The organism is Aliidongia sp., assembly GCF_035943795.1.
GTDB lineage: Bacteria > Pseudomonadota > Alphaproteobacteria > ATCC43930 > CGMCC-115725 > Aliidongia.
This window is the reverse complement of record NZ_DASZBY010000086.1, coordinates 1-16891: the sequence shown is the minus strand read 5'-3', so window position 1 is coordinate 16891 and position 16891 is coordinate 1. Positions and strand designations below refer to the sequence as shown.

The following is a 16891-nucleotide window of genomic DNA, read 5'->3' as shown; positions in this document are numbered from 1 at the left end:
AAGCGGCCCGGTCGGCACGCAGCCTTAAATTTCGATCGGCGGCTTCCTGCGGCTGTCACGATAGCGTTGCAGCAGAGCGTCGAAGCTGGCGATCATCCGCGTCTGAAGATCCGGCCGCCGTTCCAGTCGGCTCATCAGGATCGCCGTCGCTTCCAGGGTCGAAATGCTTTCGCGCCGCGGTTCCTTGCGCAGCTTGCCGTAACGCGACGGCGCCTTGGGCTCGAGCACGATGCGCCGCAGCTTGAGCAGCCAGGCATTGCGCCACCAGAGCGCCTTGGCCTGACTCCAGGTGCCGTCGAGCAGGACGACCCCATCGAGCGAGGCCAGCACGTCGTCCTGGGCCAGATCCAGGCCGCCTTTCCGATCGAGTACGACCAATTCCCGCTCGCGTGCCTCGGGCGGCAAGGTCGCGGGACCCAGATAAAGGACGCCCCAGCGTTTCGGGTCCGCGACCGGGCGGCCGAGCGCCTTGGCCAGATTCGGCCAACTGAGGCCGACCTTGAAGGTGACGTTCTGAAAATGACGCGCGGCCAGCCGGGCGGTGCCGAGGTCGCGATCCTGTTCCTGCGGATGCTGCAGGATGAGTACCGAGACGCGATTGGCGATCGCTTCGATGTCGGCACAGACGCAAAGCGGCGCCGCCTTGAGGCAGCGCGGGCAGATTTCGGCGGGTGGGGTTTCCAGGTCCATGGGCGGGAGGTAAGCCGGTTTGCCGGCACGTGTCGAGAGCCCTTGCGTTCCATCAAGGAGTCTCGATCGTCACGCCGTCGACGAACAGGCTACGGGACGGTAGCACGCGGAATCCCTTGATCCGGGGGCTGACGATATAGGCGATGCGGCCATAGGCGATCGGGATGGCCGGCAGGTCGTCCAGCAGCATCCGCTCGGCACGCGCCAGTTTTTCGGCGCGGGACAGAAAATCCGCACTGCCGTCGGCCTGGCGCAGCAGGTCGTCGAACGTGGCATTCTGATAATGTCCTGCGTTCCCGGGATTCGGCGAACTGCTCTGGAAGCTTTCGAGCAGTTCGAGCGGATCGGGCGCCGCGGCATTCTCGACCATCAGGCCCATGTCGAACTCGCCCCGCCGGTAGGCCGCGAGCCGGGCGGCATCGTCTTCGATGATGGTGCAGTGGATATCGGGCCCGAGGTTCGCCCGCCAGAGGTCGGCGACGACCTGGCAGCGTTTGCTGCTGCCTTCGACCAGGTTGACCGTGAGCGGCCGTTGCGGTCCGTAATGCGCTTCGCCATAGAGCCGCCGCGCTTCCGCAAGACGATCGGCCATCGGGTGGCTGGCGAAATCCAGGCGAGGGTGGGCATAGGCCGGGAAGCTGCGCGGGATCAGCGAATTTGCGGGCTCCCCGGTCTGCATGGCGAGCTTGCGCGCAACTGCTTCCGTTTCGAAACTCAAGGCCAGCGCCCGGCGCAGGCCCTGTTGCTCGGCGAGCGGGCCGGTCGTCATGTTGAAGAAATAATAGGCGATGCGGTTGAGCGGTTGCATCTTCATCTGGTCGCCGAGCGTCGCGCGCTCCGCCTTCACCTCGTCGTCGGTGAGGTTGATCGCATCGATTTCGCCGGCCGCGAACATCTGCCGCGCCGCCGAATGGCCGGGCGCCACGATCAGCTTGATGCGATCGAGCCTAATGTTCGCCGCGTTCCAGTAGGTCGGGTTGCGCACGAGTTCGATCGTGCCGCCCCGGTGGAAGGCGGCCAGGACGAAGGGACCGTTCGAGGCCATGTGGCCAGGTTCGGTCCAGCCGGCGCCCCAGCGCGCGATATCCTCATGTTCGAGCGGGATCAGCAGGGTGGCCCAGTTGAGAAAGAAGGGCGAGGGGTGGGACAGCATGACGACCAGGGTCTGGTCGTCGACCGCGGTCACGCCCAGTGCATCGGGCGGCAGCTTGCCGCTCAGGCAATCGCGGGCATGCTGGATCGACTCGACCGCGCTGGTCGATTGGCTGCCGGTCTTCGGATCGACGTGACGCCGGAACGCATAGACGAAATCGTCGGCCGTGACCGGCCGGCCGTCGCTGAACCTCACATCCGGCCGCAGATGGAAGGTGTATTGGCGGCCGTCCGCGGAAATGTCCCAGGACTTGGCGCCAGCCGGCGCCGGATCGCCGTTCACGTCCTCGCGCGTCAGCCCGTCCAGCATCATGGTCGTGACGATCCGCTCGGCCGCCCAGGTCCGCAGGTGCGGATCGAGCGTCTCGACCTCGCTGGGCGCGATCAGCCGCAGCACCCGCTCGTCCGCCAAGGCAGGGGCGATCGACCAGATCGCGAGGATCAGCGCCCCGACGGCAGCTCCGAAACTCCGCACCGGCTTCTCCTCATGCCGCTCCCAATCGTGGCAGGCGACGAAGGTTCACAGGATCGGGCGAAAGCCGGGGCCTCAATTCTGTGCCTGGACCCAGGCGATGCGCAGGATGTTGGTGGCGCCCGGGGTGCCGAACGGCACGCCGGCGGTGATCACGATCCGGGCACCTTCCTGGGCGAAGCCATGGGCATGGGCGATGCGGCTCGCCTTATGCACCATGTCCGAGAAGGTCGAGATATCCTTGGTCACGACCGGGTGGACACCCCAGACCATGGCGAGGCGCCGGGCGGTCTGCGGGCTGGCGGTCAGGCACAGGATCGGCACCGGCGGCCGCTCGCGGGCGGCCCGCAACGTGGTCGAGCCCGAGGTCGTATAGGTCACGATCGCCGCCGCCTTGATCGTGGTCGCCACCTGGCGGGCGGCGGCGGTGATCGCGTCCGACGAGGTCTCCTGGAGGTCGTGATGGTCGGTGTCGAGCCCGGCCTGGAACAGCGGGTCGGCATTCACCCGGGTGATGATGCGGTTCATCATGTCCACGGCCTCGACCGGATAGTCGCCGGCCGCGGTTTCCGCCGAGAGCATGACCGCGTCGGCACCTTCATAGACCGCGGTCGCCACGTCGGACGCCTCGGCCCGGGTCGGTGTCGGCGACTTGATCATGCTTTCCAGCATCTGGGTCGCCACGATTACCGGCTTGCCGGCCTGCCGGCAGGCGTGGACGATGCGGCGCTGGGCGACCGGCACGTCCTCGGGCGGGGTCTCGACGCCCAGATCGCCGCGCGCCACCATGATGCCGTCGGCCTGCTCGACGATCGCTTCCAGGTGCTCGAGCGCGCTCGGCTTCTCCAGCTTGGCCAGCAAGGCTGCGCGACCGCCGATCAGCTTGCGGCCTTCGGCGACGTCTTCGGGGCGCTGGACGAAGGACATGGCGACCCAGTCGATGCCCAACTCGAGCGCGAAGGCGAGATCGGAACGGTCCTTCTGGGTGAGTGCCGAAATCGGCAGCACGGCGTTCGGGACGTTGACGCCCTTGCGGTTCGACAGCACGCCGCCGACCGTCGCCGTCACTTCGGCGAAATCGGCGCCGCACCGGTCGACGCGCAGACGGACCTTGCCGTCGTCGACCAGCAGGTCGGTCCCTTCCGAGATGGCGGCGAAGATCTCCGGATGGGGCAGGGTGCAGCGTTGCTCGGTGCCGATCGCCGGGTCGAGGTCGAGCCGGAACTTCGTGCCGTTCGGCAGGTTGATCCGGCCCTGGTCGAACGTACCGAGCCGCAGCTTCGGGCCCTGCAGGTCGATCATCACGCCCAGAGGGTGGGAATAGCGCTTCTCGATGTGCCGGATCCGGTCGACGTTCGCGCGATGGTCGTCCTGGCTTCCGTGGCTGAAGTTCAGGCGGAACACGTCGACGCCGGCCAGGAACAGCCGTTCGATCATGACGTCGGTCGAACTGGCCGGCCCCAGGGTGGCGACGATCTTGGCACTGCGCTGACGGCGGACGGTGAGCTTCACGATGGAATCCTTGGAATTGGGCGGGGGAGCAACGGACCGTCAGTGGATCAGGATTGCCCGGAAATCATTCACGTTGGTGTAGGTCGGCCCGGTGACGACCAGATCGCCGAGTGCCTTGAAGAAGGTGTAGGCGTCGTTGTTGTCGAGCATGGCCTGCGGATCCAGGCCCATCGCGCGCGCGCGGCTGAGCGTGGTCGGATCGATCAGCGCGCCGGCATTATCCTCCGTTCCGTCGATCCCGTCCGTGTCGCCGGCGATGGCGAAGATGCCCGGCTGGTCCTCGAGCGCGATGGCGAGTGCCAGCATGAATTCCGCATTGCGGCCGCCGCGGCCCTTGCCGCGCACGGTCACCGTCGTCTCGCCGCCCGACAGGATGACCGCCGGCGGGCGGGCCGGATGGCCGTGGCGCGCGATCGACCGGGCGATGCCGGCATGGACCTTGGCCACTTCGCGCGCCTCGCCCTCGATGGCGTCGCCCAGGATAACCGGAGTCCGTTGCGCCTTTTTGACGGCAGCGGCCGCGGCTTCGAGCGCCATCTGCGGTGTCGCGATCATCTTCAAACGGTTGTTGGCCAGGCGCGGGTCACCCGGCTTCGGCGATTCGTCGCGCGCCGCCTCGAAATGGCGGGCGATGGCGGCCGGCAGCGGAATGGCATAGCGGTCGATGACCGCCTTGGCATGGGCGAAGGTCGTTGGGTCCGCGACCGTCGGGCCCGAGGCGATGATGGCCGGATCGTCGCCCGGCACGTCCGAGATGGCGAGCGTCACGACCTGGGCGGGCGCCGCGGCAGCCGCAAGCCGGCCGCCCTTGATGCCCGACAGGTGCTTGCGGACCGTGTTCATCTCGCCGATGTTCGCGCCGGAGCGCAGCAGGGCACGGGTGACGGCCTGCTTATCGTCGAGGCTCAGGCCTTCGGCCGGCAGGGTCATCAGCGCCGATCCGCCGCCGGAGATCAGGCACAGCACCAGATCGTCGGATGTCAGACCCTGGACGGCAGCCAGCACCTGCCGGGCGCCCTCGACCGCGTGGCGGTCGGGCACCGGATGGGCCGACTCGACGATCTCGATGCGCTCCAGCGGCAGGCGCTGGCCGTGGCGGGTGACCACGACGCCACTGAGTGGGCCGCTCCAATGCGACTCGACGGCGAGCGCCATCTTGCTGGCGGCCTTTCCGGCGCCGACCACGACCGTGCGGCCCTTGGGCGGGGGCGGCAGATGGGGCGGCAGCACCTGCATCGGGTCGGCGGCGGCACAGGCCGTATGGAACAATCCTTCGAGGAAGGCTCGGGGATCGAGGGCGCCCTTCACGATCGATACCTCATGAATTCTTGGTCTCGCGGTCGATGAAGGTCGACAAAACCGCGCGGAAGGGGAAAAATTTTCGGACAACGGAAAATAAGCCCAAAACATGCCCGACGCCAAGTCCATGCCAACGCAGACCGCCACGATCCCGTCCACTGCCGTGCCGAGCGGACCGCAGCGCAAGCGCGGCCGACCGCCGCAGACGGCTCCCGGTACCGTGCCCGGCGCGGTGCAATCGCTCGGCCGCGCGCTCGACCTCATGGAGTCGGTCGCCGCGGCGGAGCAGGGGGCCGGGCTGTCAGAACTCGCCAAGGCGACGGGCCTCGCGCCCTCGACGGCCCACCGGCTGCTGAAGACCCTGCAGCAGCGACGATATGTCAGCCATGATGCCGAGCGGGGGCTGTGGTTCGTCGGCGTCCAATCCTTCACGGTCGGCGCCGCATTCCTGCGCACCCGCAACGTCGTCGCCGCGGCGCGGCCGGTGATGCGGCAATTGATGGAGGAGTCCGGCGAGTCGGTCAGCCTCGCGGTGCTGGACGGTGCCGACGCGGTCTATCTGGCCCAGATCGAGTGCCGGGCGATGATGCGAGCGCTTGCCCGACCCGGCGGCCGGGCACCGCTGCATTGTTCGGGCGTCGGCAAGGCGCTCCTGGCGGCCTTGGCCGAGGGAGAGCGGGTGCCGCTCTATCAGCGGATCGATTTCACCCGCTATACCGAACACACCTTGACCGACGCCGATGTGCTGGAGGCCGCCCTGCGGCCGGTCGCGGCCCGGGGCTTCGCGATCGACGACGAGGAATTCGCGCTCGGCCTGCGCTGCGTCGCTGCCGCGATCCGCGACGAATATGGCGAGCCGGTCGCAGCGATTTCCTGCTCCGGTCCGACCGCGCGGGTGACCGCCGAGCGGGTCGAACCGCTGGGGCGCCTGGTGGCGGCCGCGGCGGCCGAGATCGCCCTCGCGCTGGGCGCCGTCCAGAAGCGTTAGCTAAGCGCCTGATTCCTTGAGTCTTTTTTGCCGGCAGAATTTGCCGGGTAGCGGGTTGAGCCCGGTAGGCAATGCTCGCCGTAATGGCGGCGTCAGATCGTATAACTCATACGGATCAATTGGTTAGCCGGTAATTTTTGAGTGGCATGAGGTTCGCTAAGTGGACCGGGAATACCGATTCACGAGAACATGAGGTCACCATGCGAGCCTATGAAGAACTTCCTGGTGCAAAAGGCCGTCGGATTTTCTATCGCCCCGAGCGCTTCTCCGCCCGGGAGACCTTTGGTCGCGTCCTGCCTACCGTCGAGATCGACGATCGTTCGCACCTTCTGGAGGACTTGAGCATGACCGGTCTGTCCGTCGTCGGCGCCAACGACAGCGAGCCGCACGCGCTGGGGGCGAACGTCATCGTGCGGCTGCGGATGGGCGACGCGCTGCTCCACGAAGGATCTGCCAAGGTCCGGCGCGTCGATCCGACGCCCGCCGGTTCGCGCACCGCCATGCAGATGGATTCGGGCTTTCTCGACGTGCCGCGCCTGGTCGCCCGCCATCAGGAAGTGATGCTGGAGCGCGAGCTGGACCGTGCCGTGACGCCCGACGACGCGCTGGTGCCCGCCGAATATCGCCGCCACCTGGCCGACGTGCTGTTCCTGTTCCGCGAGTTCCGGACCATCGCCGATCGGGCAGAGGCACGGATCCTGGCCCAGGGCGGCGACATCGACGGCAAGGAAGCCCAGGATTTCCTCGGCCGCTGCGAAGCCCGGCTGGTCCCGGCCTGGCAGAATTTCTGGACCCGCGCCAACGTGCTGGTCGAACCCTTGAAGAACGACATCGAGGCGCTGGCCGCGACCAAGCGCTATACCGAGCGCGTGCTGACGCCCGAGATGATGGGCGGCGCCATCTGCCGGCGCTCCTACGAGAAGCCGCTGGGCTATCCCGGCGACTATCAGATCATGAACCAGGTGTATGACTGGCAGCGAGTCGGCAAGACCTTCTACGACAAGCTGCAGCATCGCCTGGGCCTCGAGATCGCCGCCTGCGTCGCGACCCGGGCCGAACTGGTCCGCGAAGCCATGTCGGAAGAGATCCTGCGGACGCCCGATCGGATGACCCACATCACCAGTCTCGGCTGCGGATCGGCACGTGAAGTGATCGGCTATCTCGATGCCGGCCGCGTCGAGGGGCGAGCGAGCTTCACGCTGATCGATCAGGACCAGGGCGCGCTTACCTATGCCTACGAGAAGACCTATCCAGCCGTGATCCGTCATGGCGGCCAGGTGAACGTGCAGTGCTTGAATGCCTCGTTCATCCAGCTGCTGCGGACCGGCGAGCTGTTCGGCAAGCTGCCGCCGCAGGACCTGATCTACAGCGTGGGCCTGGTCGATTATTTCCAGGCACGGCGGGCCAAGAGCTTCATCGCGGCGCTCTACGAGCACCTGACGCCGGGCGGCCTGCTGATCATCGGCAACATGAAGGACACCGACATCAGCTGCTTCTGGCCGATGGAGTTCATCTGCGACTGGACGGTGGTCTATCGCACCGAGGACGAGATGCGGGCGCTGGCCAAGGGGCTGGCAGGCGCCGAGATCGACGTGCGGGACGATTCCTCGGGCCGGGTGACGATGCTGTATGTGCGCAAGCCGCGCTGAAGCGCAGGGGCGCCAAGACCGATCCCGCCGCCCGAAACGGGTAGCGGGATCGCGTGCTTTCAGACGGCGAGCCGGATGTTCGCGTGCTCGACCGGCGGCAACACGCGCAGGGTCGGGAACCAGACGGTGACGACCGTCCCGACGCCGAGCCGGCTATCGATCAGCAGAGTGCCCTCATGCAGTTCGGCGATCTTCTTGACCAGCGGCAGGCCCAGGCCGGTGCCGCCGTGGTTGCGACTCAAGGAGCCTTCGACCTGGACGAACGGCAGGATGACCCGCTCCAGATCCTTTTCGGCGATGCCGATGCCGGTATCGCGGACCTCGAGGCCTCGGCGTCCCAGATCGTCGGAAGGGAAGCTCACGGTGACCATGCCGCCGCGCGGCGTGAACTTGACCGCGTTCGACACCAGGTTGATGACGATCTGCCGGCACAGGCGTGCGTCGGCGGCCAGGCAGAACGGCCGCGCCGGCGGAACGATACGGATCTTGATCTCGGCTTGCTCGGCCTCGTCGCGGAACAGCGGCAGGCAGCTTTGCACCGTATCCAGCAGGTCGATCTCCTGCTCGTCGAGTCCGAGGCGTCCGGCCTCGGCCTTGCTGAGGTCGAGGATCGTGTTGATGATGCCCAGCAGGTGATTGCCGCTGTTGTGGATATCGGTCGCGTAGGTCCGGTAGCGATCACCGCCCAGCGGGCCGAACATCTGCTGCCGCATCATGTCGGAGAAACCGATGATCGCGTTGAGCGGCGTGCGCAGCTCGTGGCTGATGATGCCGAGGAACTCGCTCTTCGCCTTGTTCGCTGCCTCGGCCGCTTCGTGCAGGCGCTCCGCGCGCGCCTTGCCTTCCATCAGCATCTCCTGCTGAACGAAGCTGCGGCGGATGTAGAGCTCCTGAAAGAAGCTCGAGAAGGCACCGACGAGGATCGAGACGGTAAGGAAGAAGTCGTTGCTGAACAGCGTGCGCAGGGGCAGAGGATTGATCTTCAGCGCGACCAGCTGGTAGCCGGCGAACAGGACGATCGCCACCATCAGCGCGTTCAGATGATGCAGCCGCACCAGGCTGGAACCATAGATGACGACCAGGATCAAACCGGCGTAATAGGTTTCCTTGGCGGCGCCGTTCGAAATCGCGATCATCAGCAGGATGCCGGTGCCGGAACAGAACATTCCTGTCGTCAGGATCACCTGGGCATGCGAGAGAAAGGCCGGCGTATAGCTGAGCGCCACCGTCGCCAGGAGCGACATGACCACGAAGCCGAAGCGGATGGCCCAGAAATGCTGATATTGCTCGGGATCGGCGAGCGGATCGAGAAAGCCGCAGAGGGCGCAGAGCAAGGTCGCGCAGACCAGGAACAGGCGCAGGATCGGCAAGGCCGACTGCAGGCTGTCGCGAATAAACCGATCCTCGAGCGCGCCGTCGCCGAAGCGCAGCGTGATCCGGTTCATACGCACGGCCTCCGGGCGAGCCGGAGCTATTTCGGACCCTGCAATCGTCACACTCGCTCCATCGGAGTCGATGCCAAGAACGCGGTGAGAAGGAAGTTCGCTCCGGAGCGGAACGATGGTAGCGACGCGACTTTCCCGTTCCGGCCAGGAAACCAAAGCGGCCATACCCGGGCTATGGTTAAAATACGAGCACAAATAAGGGCCATAGGCGTTAAGGCTTGGTAAAATTTGCAACCAAAATCGCAACTCCGCCGCGACCGGATTGCCAACATTTGCGTCAAGTTCTATTAAACTTTAAAGCGAGTTCAGAGCCTCGTCGGAGCGCTCGGCTTTTTTCAGAGGGATGTTACCGCGATTATGCCGGACAAATCGATGGCTCCGCAGGCCGGATGCGCAACGCTGCTCCAGGCCGGAGACCCGCCGCCCTTCACCGTCCTCAATCCGCTCGGTCGGGCGAAAGTCCTGCTGATCTGCGATCATGCCAGCCGGGCGGTGCCGAAAGCCCTGAACAGCCTGGGCCTGAACGAGGCGGATCTCGCCAAGCATGTCGGTTGGGACATCGGAGCCGCCGCACTGACCCAGGAGCTATCGCGTCGCTGGGACGCTCCGGCGATCCTGTCGAGCTATTCGCGGCTCGTGGTCGATTGCAACCGCGTGCTGGGCGAACCGACCTCGATGCCGGCGGTCAGTGACGGCATTGCCGTTCCCGCCAACCAGAACATGACGGACGAGCAGGCGGCCGCGCGGGCCGCGGAGTGCTATTGGCCCTACCACGCCGCCGTCACCGCGGCGCTCGACCGGTTCGCCGCCGCCGGCGTCGCGCCCGCAGTCATTTCCATGCACAGCTTCACGCCGCGCATGAACGAGGCGGATCGGCCCTGGCATGTCGGTGTGCTGTGGGACCAGGATCCGCGCCTGCCTGTGCCGTTGATCGCCAATCTGGCGCGGCTGCACGGGTTGACGGTCGGCGACAACGAGCCCTATTCGGCGCGCGACCCCCATGGCTTTACCCTGCGGCATCACGTGATGCCGCGCGGATTGCCGAATGTGCTGCTGGAAATGCGGCAGGACGAGGTCGCCACGGACGAGGGCGTGCTGCGCTACGCCGATTTTCTCGAGACGGCGTTCGCACCGATCCTTGCCGATCCGGCACTCTATCGGCCGGCAATGTATCTCTAGGCGATGCCGGCGGCCTCGGTCCTCTAACCGGCCGAGGCCGCCGCCGACGTCGCTGCCGCATCTTCGATCAGCCGATCGAACAGCCCGAATTGCTGCAGGCAGTCCGCACGGATCATCTCGATGCGGGCCTGCATGGCGCCCAACAGCGCGGCCATGGTCGCGACCTGCAGTTCCGGCCCGACGCGGCGGTAGAAATAATAGCCGATCTGGAAGCACAGCATCATGAAGCCGACGTTCACCGCGCGCAGTGCCGGCTGATAGGGGCTGCTGCCGGTCGGCTCCAGAAACGGCAGAGTTTTTTCGTAGAAATCCATGTAGGACATCCGGGTCGCGCGCGCCTCGTCGATCAAGGCGAGCACGCCTTCGTACCAGCCCGCGAACGCCGCCTCGATCGCCGCCAGATCGTCTGCCGCGACCATCTCGCCCGGTCGTTTATCGATCATCTCGGCCTTCATCCGCTGCAAGGCCAGCGTCTTGCGGTGCGGTGGCCCGTCGAGCTTCAGCGTATGCGGCAGCTTGGGCAAAGTGCCGGGGATCTGCACGCCGTCCGAGCAGTTGAAGATCTTCGCGAACGAGAAATGCTCGATGCCCTGGGCCATCATCATCCGGGTCCATTGCAGGGTCCCGTTGGTGTAGGCCTTGCCGCCAAAGTTGGCCGGCATCTCGATCGTCATCGCTTCCTGGCTTTGGGTATAGCCCTTGCCCCAGTCCTCGGCGCGATAGTAGATCGCGTCGTGCGAGTGATGCTTCGCCGCATCGCGCGAGCCCAGGTCGACGCCGAACAGGTAGATCTGGCGGAAGCACAGCAGCAGTGCCGCGCGGATCGCCAGGTTGGTGCAGGTCGGCGCGGTACCGAACAGCCCGATCCGGTCGGGCGACCACAGGCCGGTTGAGCAGACCGAGTCGCGGAAATAGAAGACGCGATGGTCGAACAAGCCCGGCATCTCGGGCCAGACCGTGGTCGACGCGATCAGCGTGATGCCGTGCAGGCCGAATTGGTCGGCCGTGCGCTTCAGATGGTCGTAGGACGAGTGGCCGTTCTCCAACTCGCAATGGAAATCCGGGCGGATGCCGTTGCGCAGCAGCGGCAAGATGCCGGTGCCGCAGGAAAACACGATCGCCTGGCCCTGCAGCTTCTTGATGGTCTCGATCCCCTGGTCGAGCGACGGGCCAGAGCCGATCACGAACGCCGGCAGGTTCTTCTCCAGCCGCGGGCGGTCGTCGAGCAGCTTGAAGTCGTTGGCGATCAGGTTCGTGCCGCAATTGCGCAGCATGACCCACTCGTCCTCGACGAAGCCGATCGAGATCGGCAGCAGCGGCAGCTTCTCGCGGAATTCGCCATAGGCCTTGTCGAGGACCATCGAGGAATAGTGGCGAAACGCGTAGGAACCGTCGAGCAGGCCGAAGCCGCGGCCGCGCATGGCCCAATGGACCCGCTCCGCCAGGGTCTGCGGCTCGTCGCTGAAGGTGAATTGCGCGCTCTGCCCGCGCTCGTCCATCCGCTCGAATATGCCCGCCCAATCCTGCAGGTGCATGGAATGGTAGAAGAATTCCGGGAATTCCTCGGTCAGGATGAAATGGCGGACCTCCATCTCCTCAAACAGCGCCGGCAGGTGGAAGCCGAGGCCGATGCCGTAGACGATCAGGAACCCGGCGTCCGGGGTCGGCAGTTGCGGGAGCTTGGTCAGCCCCTGGTCCTTCGCGAAATCATAGAGCGCCGCCGACACGTGGTCGTGGTGATACGGGCGTTCGGGACCCAGGTGATGGACCGGTGGGTTCATGAAGAAGCGGTGCGGGCTGGCGCGGAATTCGTCGAGCTGTCGCTCGGCATGGGCCTTGGCGTCGCCCGGATAGAGCAACGTGTGGCCCAGGTCGATGTTGATGTCGCCGGTCTCGACGCTGCCGACGATGCGCGCGCTGGGCTCGGTGATCGTGCGCATGCGGACGTAGAGGCTGGGGAAGCGCTGCTTCAGCGCCTCCATGTTGCGCGCGAACAGGTCGTCGGTCGCCTCGGGCTCGGGCGTTTCGATCTTGGTGATCTCGGTCGGGGGGGTCATGGGCTCGGCGGCAGATTGACGAGAAGGGCGAGGGCTTCGACCAGGCGGACCGCCTGTCGGGCGGCGGCGGTGTCGCGGTCGGCGATGACGCGCTCGGCGAAGCGGGCGCGCAGCCCGGGCATGGCGACGGCGGCAATGGCCTTGCGGCGATAGTCTTCCGGATCCTCGGCGACCAGTTCCGGCAGTCCGGCCCGGTCGAGCCAGCCTGCCGCCAGGTTGGCACGGGGACGCCGGGCGCGGCAGGTCAGCCCGGGTGCTCCTTGTGCCGCGGCGGCGATCAGGCCATCCGCCGACGGATTGCCGATCGGATCGAGCATCAGGTCGACCTCGGCCAGGTACTCCTGCATCGGCCCGGGCTCGCGCAGGCGCAGCCGCTCGCGCGGCAGCCGGTCGGCGAGCCGTCCCGTGCTGCCGTGGCCGCCCAGGTTCTCATCGTCGAGCAGCAGGACGGCTCCCGGCACCGCCGCCAGGATGTCGCGCCAGGCGGCGATGGTCGTCTCGTCGATCTGCCAGCCCGCGGCCACCGTGCCGAACACGATCTCGGGGCCTGGCACGCGCAGCGTGGTGGGATCGAGCGGCGGCAGGTCGACCGGCTGGGTCGCGAGGCCGCCGTCGATCAGGATCAGGCCTGCCGTCTCCGCCCTGTCGCGATAGGCCGAAGGCTCGCCCAGGATGCCGGTGAAGCCCACGGCGAACGCCAGGGCCGGGTCGGCATAGAGGGCGAGGGCGGTCGGTGCCGGTGCCTGGGCGATGACCGGGGCATGGTTGGTCAGCAGCGGATCATCGAGATCGATCAGCAGGTCGAGATTGTCGTTGCGGACCATGAAGCCCACGGTCTCGGCGTCGAGGTCGGTCAGATCCTGCCAGACGTTCGAGCGGGCGCGCAGGCGGCGGGCGAGCGGCGCATCGACCAGGCCGTCGGCATAGACGAACAGTTCGACGCGGCGGCGGTCGACCAGCTCGAAGACCGGGACCAGCAGATCGAGCCCTTCGCCGTGGGCCCAGTGGCCCGACATCACGCCGACCCGGACCCGGCGATGCAGGAATTCCGCCGGATCGGCCGCAGCGGGACGGCTGCCCTGGGCGAGGAAGCGCGCGCCCCAGCTTTCGGCCATGGCGTTGAGGGTGGCGCTGTCGGCGTCCGAGGTGCGGCCCTGGGCCTGTACCGTGCGCCAGGCGATCGCCGCATCGTCGGGTGCCAGCGACCCGGCCTCGCGGCCGGCGACCAGCGCTTCGTCTCGGCGCCCGGCAGCGGCCAGCACCAGACCATGGATCGACAGGTCCTCGGCGCGACGGTCGGTCAGCGAGATGAGCGCGCCGGAAGCGACCAGCGCGTCGTCGTATTTGCGCGCGCGATAGAGTGCCAGGGTGAAGCCGCGCCAGCCTTCGATCGAACGAGAATCGAGTTCGATTTCGCGCCGGAACGCCTCGCAGGCGCCACCGTAATCGCCGGCGTCGAACAGCTTCTGCGCTTGCTTGACCAGCGGCCGGTCGTGGATCTTGTAGAACGCCTCGTCGAACGTGCCGAGCCACTCGGGCAGCATGCCCGGAATGCCGGTCTCCTGCGTCGCCGCCGTCGCGAGCTTGCCGTAGAACAGCGAATCGACCAGCCGGCCGGTCTTCGAGAACACGATGGCCAGCGCATCGATATGCTCGCGCACGTCGGGTGCCAGCTTGCGCGCCGCCTCGAACGCCTCGACCGCGCGGCCGGGCTCGTTCAAGCGCAGCGACAGGAGGCCGACCAGATGCAGCCCGATATTGCTGTTCGGTTCGAGGGCATTGACCTGCTGGGCGAGATCGATCCCGCGCGCGACATCGTTGACCGCGATCGCATCGAGCGCGCCACGGATCGCCTCGTCCCTCGTCAATGTGCTGGATGGGGGAGAGGGATCGGTGGGTTCCAACGGCGGATCCTGGGTGATGGCAGCATGGCAAATATCGGGTTCAGTATGGTTCGCGAAAGGTTAACGAATCGAAAATTGCCAATTGCCACAACCTCGAACCGGAGCGTGTCGCTATCCTCCCTGGCAGGTGAAGCCGGCCAAACATCGTTTGCACGCTCGTCTCAATTCTGATTGTTTCAGTGCCGACGCTAGATGAAGGACATCCGGTCGATGACGAAAGTTCTGATCACGGGGGGCGCTGGCTACGTCGGCACGTTGCTCACGCCGCAACTTCTCACCGCCGGCTACGAAGTGGTCGTCTACGATACCTGCTGGTACGGATGCTTCCTCCAGCCTCATCCAGCGCTGACGATCGTCAAAAGCGATCTGCGGAATGCCGCAGCACTCAAGCGCGCGCTCGAAGGCGTCGATCAGGTCATTCATCTTGCCTGCATTTCGAACGATCCCAGTTTCGAGCTGGACGAGGCCCTCAGTCGCGAGATCAATTTCGACTGCTTCGAGCCGCTGGTCGTTGCCGCCAAAGAAGCCGGCGCGCACAGGTTCATCTACGCGTCGTCGAGTTCCGTGTACGGTGTTTCCGATGCGCCGGATGTGACTGAAGATCATCCGCTTGTGCCGCTGACGCTCTACAATAAATACAAAGGCCTGTGCGAGCCGATCCTTTTCGCCCATCAGGCGCCCGATTTCGTCTGCACGACGATCAGACCGGCGACCTTGTGCGGCTATAGTCCGCGGATGCGCCTCGATCTCAGCGTCAACATCTTGACCAACCTTGCGGTGAATGCCGCGAAGATCACGGTGTTCGGGGGCGAACAGCGCCGGCCGAACCTGCACATCCAGGACATGTGCGACTTATATGCGCTATTGCTGAAAGCCGCCCCCGAGAACATCGCCGGACAGATCTTCAATGTCGGCAAGGAGAATCTGTCGATCAGGGCGATAGCTGAAACGGTCAAGGCAACCGTGGAAGCCGAATTTCCCGATCGGGCACCAATCGAGATCGTGACCACGCCGACGAACGATCTGCGATCCTATCATGTTAATTCGGACAAGATCGCCCGGCTTCTGGGCTTCGTGCCGCAGCGCGGCGTCGTCGACGCGGTGCGGGATCTTTGTGCTGCCTTCAAGGCCGGAAAGCTGCCGGACAGCATGGGCGACGAACGCTATTCCAACGTAAAGACGCTGAAGGCTCTGAAAGCCGCCTGACGAGCGTCTGATCGGCGAGGAAAACGAGGACGGAAGCGACATGTCCGGCTGCTGAAATGGTGAGGCTGCTGGACCCGAAGCGCTCCCTCCGCTAAAGGATTTGTTAGTAAATAGGGTATCACTGTATCGATCGGACATGTGCCGGTTCTGCGTTGGATCGGCATAGGTCCCAAGGTGCGTAGCAAAGCTCGCTCCGGCTCGGCCGTCAAACGGTCGAAGGTTTGATAGAAGGAACGTCGGCTGGATAAAACCAGCGAACGGCCCCCTTTACTGGTCAGCAAGAGCTTTAAAGGCTCCACTGTCTGCCAGAACACCTTCGAACTATTGATATTCGCCGAGCCGCTATCCCGCAGCATTGCCCATGGGCGGTGCTGGAGATAGGGTGCTCGCGTCATTTGGGGTGCGGGCGGGGCTCCTGGATCATGTGGAAGAAGGGCGACGGGTGATGGCGACGGTCTTGATCGAGGAGGGTGCAGGTCATGCCCGTCCGCTTGCCGTCGTGACCGGTGGCGCCGGGTTCATCGGCAGCCATATGGTCGATCTGCTGGTGGCCCGAGGCTATCGCGTCCACGTCATCGATTCTCTCGCCGGAAGCACCGGCGAAAACCTGGCGCATCATCGCGACGATCCCTCGGTGGCATTGATCACCGAAGATGTCCGGCGTCTGTCCGCCGAGCACCCCGCCTTTGCCGGCGCGCGCTACGTGTTCCATTTCGCGGGCATCGGCGACATCGTTCCTTCGATCGAGCGGCCGATCGACTACATGGACACCAATGTTCAAGGAACGGTCCGGGTCCTCGAATGCGCCCGTCACGCGGGGGTCTCCAAGTTCGTCTATGCGGCATCCTCATCCTGCTACGGACTCGCCGCGACGCCCACGCGCGAGGATCATCCGATCGCGGCCCAGTACCCCTATGCGCTCAGCAAATATCAGGGCGAGATGGCTGCGCTCCATTGGCATCAGGTCTATCGGCTGCCGGTCAATTCGATCCGGATCTTCAACGCGTACGGCCCGCGGGTGCGGACGACGGGCGCTTATGGCGCGGTATTCGGCGTATTCCTGCGTCAGAAACTGGCCGGCAAGCCCTTCACCGTCGTCGGCGACGGCACGCAAAGCCGCGATTTCCTCTATGTGTCCGACGTGGCCGCCGCTTTCCTCGCCGCCGCCGAGACCGACCTCACGGGCGAGATCTTCAATCTGGGTGCGGGCAATCCGCAAAGTGTCAATCGGTTGGTGGACCTGCTGGGCGGCGATGTGGTCCGACTGCCGAAGCGTCCGGGCGAGCCGGATTGCACCTGGGCCGACATCGGCAAGATTTCAAAGATGCTGAGTTGGGC

General features: G+C 65.6%; 12 protein-coding genes. 5 read left to right on the top strand and 7 right to left on the bottom strand.

All coding sequences use genetic code 11. From position 1 onward, the window contains the following. Nucleotides 1-24: 24 nt before the first annotated feature. The 4 genes from VGV37_RS15700 to VGV37_RS15685 all read right to left on the bottom strand — a co-directional run bounded on the left by VGV37_RS15700 (nt 25) and on the right by VGV37_RS15685 (nt 5134). Nucleotides 25-690: a tRNA-uridine aminocarboxypropyltransferase gene (locus VGV37_RS15700; protein ID WP_326880632.1), complete on the bottom strand. Its 666-nt coding sequence runs from the start codon at nt 688-690 to the stop codon at nt 25-27. A 52-nt stretch (nt 691-742) separates the two neighbouring features. Beyond that, nucleotides 743-2317 carry a peptide ABC transporter substrate-binding protein gene (locus VGV37_RS15695; RefSeq protein WP_326880631.1) on the bottom strand — a complete coding sequence of 525 codons (1575 nt, stop codon included), beginning with the start codon at nt 2315-2317 and terminating at the stop codon, nt 743-745. Between the two features lie 72 nt (nt 2318-2389). Beyond that, nucleotides 2390-3826 carry a pyruvate kinase gene (gene pyk, locus VGV37_RS15690; protein WP_326880630.1) on the bottom strand — a complete coding sequence of 479 codons (1437 nt, stop codon included), beginning with the start codon at nt 3824-3826 and terminating at the stop codon, nt 2390-2392. A 39-nt stretch (nt 3827-3865) separates the two neighbouring features. After that, entirely contained in the window at nt 3866-5134 is a 1269-nt protein-coding gene (locus VGV37_RS15685) for a glycerate kinase (protein ID WP_326880629.1), read from the bottom strand. Nucleotides 5135-5234: 100 nt separating this feature from the next. On the opposite strand from VGV37_RS15685, the gene VGV37_RS15680 reads away from it, so the two are divergent. Both VGV37_RS15680 and VGV37_RS15675 read left to right on the top strand, forming a co-directional pair. Next, on the top strand, nt 5235-6113 hold the full coding sequence (locus VGV37_RS15680; protein ID WP_326880628.1) for an IclR family transcriptional regulator: 879 nt from the start codon (nt 5235-5237) through the stop codon (nt 6111-6113). A 344-nt stretch (nt 6114-6457) separates the two neighbouring features. After that, nucleotides 6458-7762: a class I SAM-dependent methyltransferase gene (locus VGV37_RS15675; RefSeq protein ID WP_326880627.1), complete on the top strand. Its 1305-nt coding sequence runs from the start codon at nt 6458-6460 to the stop codon at nt 7760-7762. Between the two features lie 59 nt (nt 7763-7821). Here the strand turns inward: VGV37_RS15675 and VGV37_RS15670 are convergent, their stop codons facing one another. Then, complete coding sequence (locus VGV37_RS15670) at nt 7822-9207, bottom strand: HAMP domain-containing sensor histidine kinase (protein ID WP_326880626.1); 1386 nt, start codon at nt 9205-9207, stop codon at nt 7822-7824. Nucleotides 9208-9579: 372 nt separating this feature from the next. Here VGV37_RS15670 and VGV37_RS15665 point away from each other — a divergent pair, with 372 nt between their 5' ends. Next, entirely contained in the window at nt 9580-10386 is an 807-nt protein-coding gene (locus tag VGV37_RS15665; protein WP_326880625.1) for an N-formylglutamate amidohydrolase, read from the top strand. Between the two features lie 23 nt (nt 10387-10409). On the opposite strand, the gene VGV37_RS15660 is transcribed toward VGV37_RS15665, so the two are convergent. Further along, nucleotides 10410-12443 (bottom strand): 6-hydroxymethylpterin diphosphokinase MptE-like protein, encoded by a 2034-nt coding sequence (locus VGV37_RS15660; RefSeq protein WP_326880624.1) that lies wholly within the window; start codon nt 12441-12443, stop codon nt 10410-10412. Next, entirely contained in the window at nt 12440-14347 is a 1908-nt protein-coding gene (locus VGV37_RS15655; protein WP_326880623.1) for a hypothetical protein, read from the bottom strand. Before VGV37_RS15655 ends, VGV37_RS15660 begins: the two co-directional genes overlap by 4 nt. Before the next feature lie 210 nt (nt 14348-14557). Here VGV37_RS15655 and VGV37_RS15650 point away from each other — a divergent pair, with 210 nt between their 5' ends. Together VGV37_RS15650 and VGV37_RS15645 are read left to right on the top strand one after the other, a co-directional pair. Further along, nucleotides 14558-15553, top strand: coding sequence for an SDR family oxidoreductase (locus VGV37_RS15650; RefSeq protein WP_326880622.1), 996 nt, complete (start codon nt 14558-14560; stop codon nt 15551-15553). A gap of 445 nt (nt 15554-15998) precedes the next feature. Further along, nucleotides 15999-16891: NAD-dependent epimerase/dehydratase family protein (locus tag VGV37_RS15645; protein WP_326880621.1), on the top strand; the 893-nt coding region annotated here is incomplete at its 3' end.

What these genes read in the sequence shown, in the direction of transcription:
- VGV37_RS15700 (WP_326880632.1), bottom strand. Translation starts at nt 690, where the DNA reads ATGGACCTGGAAACCCCACCCGCCGAAATCTGCCCGCGCTGCCTCAAG.
- VGV37_RS15680 (WP_326880628.1), top strand. Translation starts at nt 5,235, where the DNA reads ATGCCCGACGCCAAGTCCATGCCAACGCAGACCGCCACGATCCCGTCC.
- VGV37_RS15675 (WP_326880627.1), top strand. Translation starts at nt 6,458, where the DNA reads ATGACCGGTCTGTCCGTCGTCGGCGCCAACGACAGCGAGCCGCACGCG.
- VGV37_RS15665 (WP_326880625.1), top strand. Translation starts at nt 9,580, where the DNA reads ATGGCTCCGCAGGCCGGATGCGCAACGCTGCTCCAGGCCGGAGACCCG.
- VGV37_RS15650 (WP_326880622.1), top strand. Translation starts at nt 14,558, where the DNA reads ATGACGAAAGTTCTGATCACGGGGGGCGCTGGCTACGTCGGCACGTTG.
- VGV37_RS15660 (WP_326880624.1), bottom strand. Translation starts at nt 12,443, where the DNA reads ATGACCCCCCCGACCGAGATCACCAAGATCGAAACGCCCGAGCCCGAG.
- VGV37_RS15670 (WP_326880626.1), bottom strand. Translation starts at nt 9,207, where the DNA reads ATGAACCGGATCACGCTGCGCTTCGGCGACGGCGCGCTCGAGGATCGG.